This window comes from uncultured Sphingorhabdus sp. (assembly GCF_937872355.1).
Classification (GTDB): domain Bacteria; phylum Pseudomonadota; class Alphaproteobacteria; order Sphingomonadales; family Sphingomonadaceae; genus Sphingorhabdus_B.
In genome coordinates this window covers 1-3,701 of sequence record NZ_CALMSV010000151.1, presented here as the reverse complement: position 1 = coordinate 3,701, position 3,701 = coordinate 1, and the positions used below count along the sequence as shown (strand labels likewise).

General features: G+C 58.5%; 6 protein-coding genes. 5 read left to right on the top strand and 1 reads right to left on the bottom strand.

The window, feature by feature from the left end:
• Positions 1 to 85: 85 nt before the first annotated feature.
• Genes Q0239_RS09655 through Q0239_RS09640 form a run of 4 tightly spaced genes read left to right on the top strand, consistent with a single transcriptional unit; the run spans position 86 to position 2,274 of the window.
• Positions 86 to 751: an HAD-IA family hydrolase gene (locus tag Q0239_RS09655; protein ID WP_298601868.1), complete on the top strand. Its 666-nt coding sequence runs from the start codon at positions 86 to 88 to the stop codon at positions 749 to 751.
• Positions 748 to 984, top strand: coding sequence for a hypothetical protein (locus Q0239_RS09650; protein WP_298601865.1), 237 nt, complete (start codon positions 748 to 750; stop codon positions 982 to 984). Before Q0239_RS09655 ends, Q0239_RS09650 begins: the two co-directional genes overlap by 4 nt.
• A gap of 2 nt (positions 985 to 986) precedes the next feature.
• Entirely contained in the window at positions 987 to 1,682 is a 696-nt protein-coding gene (locus Q0239_RS09645; protein WP_298601861.1) for an ATP12 family chaperone protein, read from the top strand.
• A gap of 55 nt (positions 1,683 to 1,737) precedes the next feature.
• Positions 1,738 to 2,274, top strand: a complete 537-nt coding sequence (locus Q0239_RS09640; RefSeq protein WP_298601858.1) for a hypothetical protein — start codon at positions 1,738 to 1,740, stop codon at positions 2,272 to 2,274.
• Here Q0239_RS09640 and gmk read toward each other — a convergent pair.
• The gene (gene gmk / locus Q0239_RS09635) at positions 2,271 to 2,912 is read right to left on the bottom strand and encodes a guanylate kinase (protein WP_115549236.1); all 642 of its coding nucleotides are present in this window, start codon (positions 2,910 to 2,912) and stop codon (positions 2,271 to 2,273) included. The genes Q0239_RS09640 and gmk overlap by 4 nt on opposite strands.
• 56 nt (positions 2,913 to 2,968) lie before the next feature.
• Between gmk and Q0239_RS09630 the strand changes: the two genes are divergently transcribed.
• Positions 2,969 to 3,580, top strand: a complete 612-nt coding sequence (locus tag Q0239_RS09630) for a DUF2585 domain-containing protein (RefSeq protein WP_298601852.1) — start codon at positions 2,969 to 2,971, stop codon at positions 3,578 to 3,580.
• Positions 3,581 to 3,701 lie beyond the last annotated feature (121 nt).

Below are 3,701 nucleotides of genomic sequence, written 5' to 3'. Positions count from 1 at the left end.
TTGGGGCGACCGTTTGGGGGGCGCCCGATAACCTTAAAAGGCAGGGAAAGAAAGCGCGGGCGCTTTGGATGGGGGAAGGGGTTCAGTGCCCCCGCCCCGCCTCGCCATATTCGATTGCGATGGTACGCTGGTCGACAGCCAGGCCAATATCTGCATGGCGATGGAGCACGCCTTCGACGAAATGGGGATGGCCGCGCCGCCGCGCCATGCAACGCGACGTATAGTCGGGCTCAGCCTTGTGGAGGCGATGCGGCAGTTGCTGCCCGAAGCAGAGGACGCGCTCCACCGCGACATGGCCGAGCGGTACAAGCAGGCATTCTATACATTGCGAGGAAACGGTCTGGTCGATGAACCGCTTTATGATGGCATGGCGGCGGTACTAAGCGAACTCGACGAGAATGGCTGGCTTCTGGGTGTGGCAACTGGAAAGTCAGATCGGGGCTTGGAACGTTGTCTCGACCATCATGGTATCAAAGGATTGTTCGTGACGCTGCAGACTGCGGACCGGCATCCGTCCAAGCCGCACCCGTCGATGGTGTGGCAAGCGCTTGCCGATGCAGGCGCCGACGCCGCCAATGCTGTCATGATTGGCGATACTGTTTACGATATCCATATGGGCAAGGCCGCCGGTTGTCGCACGATAGGCGTGAACTGGGGCTATCATCCGCTCGATGAATTGCGTGAAGCAGGGGCGGATCATCTGGTTGAGACTATGGAAGAATTGATGCACGCGATTAAGGGGCATTTATGACCACCGACGAACGTGAAACACAGGCCAAACAACGTTTTATCATTTTGAACGTCTTGCGCTTTTCGGGAGCCGTAATCGTTATGATGGGCCTTGCCATCAGTGCGGGCCGGTTGTTCCCGGAATTCCCGCCGTTTTTGGGCTATTTGTTCATCGTGCTTGGCATGTTTGAATTTTTCCTGTTCCCGATTCTGCTGAAAAAGAGCTGGAACAAGAAGGACGCCGGGCAGGACTGAACATGCGCCGCTTCTGGAAACAGGTCAGCCTTGAACAAGGCACTTACGGGCATGGGATAAGGCTCGACGCGCGCGCGCTGAAAACGCCGATGCGCAACGAGTTGTATCTGCCAACCAAGGCGCTGGCTGATGCGGTGGTTGCCGAATGGGAATCCGTTGGCGAAGTCATCGAGCCTGCCGCAATGCCCATGACCGGCTTTGCCAATGCAGCGATCGATCATGTCGCACCCGACCGGGCCAAATTTGCGTCGGCCATTGCGGCCTATGCCGAAAGCGACGTCTTTTGCTATCGCGCTGAACCCGATGAGCCGCTCGCGCCCAAGCAGGCGGAGGTTTGGGACCCGTGGCTCGATTGGGCACGGGGGCGTTATGATGTGTCGTTCCAGATCGTACATGGCGTATTGCATAAGCCTCAGCCTGAGGCGACGCTGGAGAAACTGCGTGCTGCGGTGATGGCGCGCGGGACTTTCGAATTGGCTGCAATGGCCAAGCTCGCCCATCTAGCTGGATCACTGGTCGCGGTGCTCGCGATTGTCGAGCAAGCGGGCGATGCAAAACGCCTATGGGAGGCGACCTGCCTCGAAGAGCTATGGCAGGAGCAGAATTGGGGTGAGGATTATTGGGCGCAGAAGAACCGCGCCGATCGCGAAGCAGAGTTCTTGGCAGCGGCGCATTTCCTGCAACTGTTGCGCGTTTAACCGAATTTTGGTCTTCTAGTTCCAAGCTGTAACGCTTTGGGGATGGAGGTTTCGCATGCAAGACTATGTCACGCCATCGGACCTGATCATGCTCGGCGCAATTGCAACCTGCATCGCGCTGTTGATTGCGGCAATTGCTGCAACGCCGGCTGCGACCAAAACGGGCTGGATGCAGGTGCGCCCTGGCGGGATGCACTGGTTTTCCTTCTATTGCAGCGCTGCGCTATTTGCACTGATCGCATGGGTCTGGATTTTCGTCGGTTCAGCGCGCTCCGACGCTGCCTTCCAGATGCGCATTGCCTTCTGGTTGTCTTTCACATTCGGCATCGGCGCGGTGTATTCCGGTGTGTTGATCCGAAAGCTGCGCAAGACGGCATTACGCATGCGGGGCGATCAGATCGCCTATGTCGATGCCGACGGTCGCGAAGCGAGTCAGTCCATTGACGATTTCACAGCCTTCCGCCGCCGCTGGCGTGGGGATTATCAATTGCTGTTCAACGACGGCACGGTGATCACGCTTGATCCCTATGCGAAGAACAGCGATGAATTTATGGGGCGGCTGTACGACGAGCCGCTACCCGAGGAGCATTAGCTCGCTACCAGATCGCGGACGAAGCCGATCAGACCCTTTTGCCGGCGCCGCTTGAGCCGCTCGGCGGTCAATATCTGCCGCACTTGGGCAAAGCAGCCATCTACGTCGTCGTTGATCAGGACATAGTCATAGCCATCCCAGTGGCCGATTTCGGACTTGGCGCGTGCCATGCGTTCGCCGATTACGGCGTCGCTATCCTGCGCCCGCGCATGCAAACGGCGTTCAAGCTCCTCAATCGACGGCGGCAGGATGAAGACGCGGACGACGTCCGGGCCTGCTTCCTGATAAAGCTGCTGCGCGCCTTGCCAGTCGATGTCGAACAACACGTCTCGACCAGCAGCCAGCTCGGCCTCGACCGGTTCCTTCGGCGTACCATAACGGTGGCCAAAGACATGCGCCCATTCAAGGAATTCGCCATTCGCTGCCATCGCCTTGAAGGTCGGCACGTCGGTGAAATGATAATGCACCCCGTCAATTTCGCCGGGGCGCGGCGGGCGGGTGGTGTAGCTGACCGAAAGCGCAATTTGCGGGTCAGCCTCCAGCAGCATTCGCGACAAGGTGGATTTGCCCGCGCCAGAGGGCGAAGAGAGCACGAACAAAAGCCCGCGGCGTTCGAGTTGGTTGTGGGAACCGGCCATAGCCGCTACTGCGCGAAAGGGTATCGGGGCGTCAAGCCCTTAGGAGAGATTCTCGCATGAATTGGCCGCTTCGGATCAGCAAGTTCAGCGCGCTTATCGCCTTACTGCTCTTCGCGATTATCGGGGTCATCCTCTGGTCTATTGGCCGCCCGCCAATCTGCGCATGCGGTGAAATCAAGCTGCTCCATCTGGTGGTGCAATCGAGCGAAAACAGCCAGCATCTGGCCGATTGGTACACGCCGAGCCACATTATTCACGGTTTTCTGTTTTATGGCGCTGGCTATTTGCTGCGCAAGAAGTGGCCTGCACTGTTCCCGCTGGGTGTCGCGGTTGCGCTAGCGATATTGGTCGAGGGCGCATGGGAGATACTGGAAAATTCGCCGGTGATCATTGATCGCTATCGCGAGGTGACGATTTCCTATGGCTATGCCGGTGACAGTATCGTCAATTCGCTCGCGGATATAGCCTGGATGATTTTCGGTTTTTTCCTGGCCTCGCGCCTTCCGTGGAAGGCGACATTGGCGCTCGGATTGGCGATGGAGTTGTTCGTCGGCTGGATGATCCGCGACAATCTGGCACTCAACATCATGATGCTGACTGTGCCGTTGGAAAGCGTCAAGGATTGGCAGGCGGCCGCCAGCGGTTATTGGGTGACGGGGAAGGGCTAGCCGTTCCGCTTCTTCCGCTTGTCGTAAAGTGCTTTGGCCACCAAAGCCCCTCCCACGAGCAGCGCGCCGGGTATCGAGCGGGAGGCGATCCGTGTGGCCGCGATCCCCAGCCCGGCACCCA

Coding starts and splice junctions, on each gene's coding strand:
- Q0239_RS09650 (WP_298601865.1), top strand. CDS start 748: ATGACCACCGACGAACGTGAAACACAGGCCAAACAACGTTTTATCATT.
- Q0239_RS09640 (WP_298601858.1), top strand. CDS start 1,738: ATGCAAGACTATGTCACGCCATCGGACCTGATCATGCTCGGCGCAATT.
- Q0239_RS09630 (WP_298601852.1), top strand. CDS start 2,969: ATGAATTGGCCGCTTCGGATCAGCAAGTTCAGCGCGCTTATCGCCTTA.
- gmk (WP_115549236.1), bottom strand. CDS start 2,912: ATGGCCGGTTCCCACAACCAACTCGAACGCCGCGGGCTTTTGTTCGTG.
- Q0239_RS09645 (WP_298601861.1), top strand. CDS start 987: ATGCGCCGCTTCTGGAAACAGGTCAGCCTTGAACAAGGCACTTACGGG.